Below are 1,740 nucleotides of genomic sequence, written 5' to 3'. Positions count from 1 at the left end.
TCACGGCCAAGCACTGCTTCGCCGACAACCCGGCCGACACCACCACCGTCACCGCCGGCGCCCCCAAGGACAAGACCACGGTCACCGTCGGCCGCACCGACCTGACCACCTCAGGCGGGCACACGACCGACATCGTCGAGCTCGTCCCCCACGCCGACCGCGACCTCGTCATGGCACGCCTCGCCAAGCCGGCGGCCAACGTGACGCCTGTGGCGCTGTCCACCACCGCGCCCGCTGCCGGTCAGGACATCACTGTCGTCGGCTTCGGTCGCACGAAGACCGACTGGGTGCCCTCCAAGCTCCACTCCGCCACGTTCGCCACGGGCGCATCCGACACCAGCGGCTTCCTGATCAGCCCCAAGGCTCCCGCAGACGCAACCATCTGCCAGGGCGACGCCGGCGGCCCCGCCATCCGCACCGAGAACGGCAAGCCCGCCCTCGTCGGCATCACCACCCGCGCCGGCCACAACGGCTGCCTCGACGCCACCAACACCACCACCGGCGCCTACGAAACCCGCACCGACAACCTCCGCGAGTGGATCCAGCAGACTCGGGCGCTGGCTCCCGGCTGGAAGGCCGAGACCCTGGTGCAGGCCGGTACCAGCCTCTACCAGGGCATCCGTCTGGCCGACGGCTCCTGGACCGGGTTCACCGACGTCCAGACCAAGGCGACGAGCATCAGCGGCGGCGTCCGCACGGCGGCCGCGGCGGGTATCAACGCCGACACCCATGTCGTGGCCCTGGGCGGCGACGGGAAGATCTACCACACCATCCGCAAGGCCGACGGAACCTGGGGCAACTTCGGTGACGTCGGCGCCGTCGCCGGCGCCCTGGGCAACGTCACGCAGCTTTCGGCCGTCTCCATCGGCAACGACCTCCACGTCGTCGCCGTCGCCAGTGGCAAGGTCTTCCACACCCTGCGCAACGCCACCGGTCACTGGACCTCTTTCGGTGACGTCGGCGGCGCTGTCGGCCCGATCGGCACCGTAACCACCGCCGCCATCGCCAGCGTGGGCGGCGAGCTCCAGCTCATCGCCGTCAGCGGCGGCAAGGGATACCACACCATCCGCAACACCGCCGGACAGTGGAGCACCTGGGGCAACGTCGCCAGCGCCGCAGGCACGACCGGCCCCATCACTTCGGTGAGCATGGCCGGCACCGGCGGCGACGCGCAGATCGTCATCGCCACCGACAACGGCACCCGTCAGTACCACGCCATCCGCAAGGCCGACCGCACCTGGGCCGCCTTCGGTGATCTCAAGGACTACCTGGGCACCGTCACGGTGAAGTCGCTCGGCGCCGCGCATGTCGACGGTGAGCTGCAGCTGACGGCCACCACCAGCGACAGCAAGCTCCTCCACATCATCCGCCACGCCGACCGCACCTGGACCCCGACCACCACGGTCAACCTCCAGGGCGTGACCGGAACCCTCGGCACCACCACGATCACCGGCACCCTCTAACCACCAGGAGCGCCACGCGTTCCCTGACTGCGGGGCCCGGCCAGGAGCCGGGCCCCGCACTCTTTCCTTGCCTCATGCCTTTTCGGAAGGCCCATCATGGCTATATCCCGTGCGCGTAGATACCTGGCAGCCGGTCTGCCGTCCGCGCTCGCTGTCTGCAATGACCCTCGCGGCGGCGCCGGCGGCGACCGCGGACACCTTGCTCCCCGGTGTCGATGCGATGTCGTACGCGGTGGAGGACCACTCCTACCCCGAGGCCGCGAAGATCAAGGCCGAG

Annotated in this window: 1 protein-coding gene; it reads left to right on the top strand. The window is 69.9% G+C overall.

The genetic code is table 11. From position 1 onward, the window contains the following. Positions 1 to 1,463, top strand: a 1,463-nt coding sequence (locus tag ACIF6F_RS37945) for a trypsin-like serine protease (protein ID WP_399958619.1), incomplete at its 5' end; no start/stop codon positions are given. Positions 1,464 to 1,740 lie beyond the last annotated feature (277 nt).

This window comes from Streptomyces sp. NPDC086023, assembly GCF_044540325.1.
Classification (GTDB): domain Bacteria; phylum Actinomycetota; class Actinomycetes; order Streptomycetales; family Streptomycetaceae; genus Streptomyces.
This window is presented reverse-complemented; position numbering and strand designations above follow the sequence as displayed.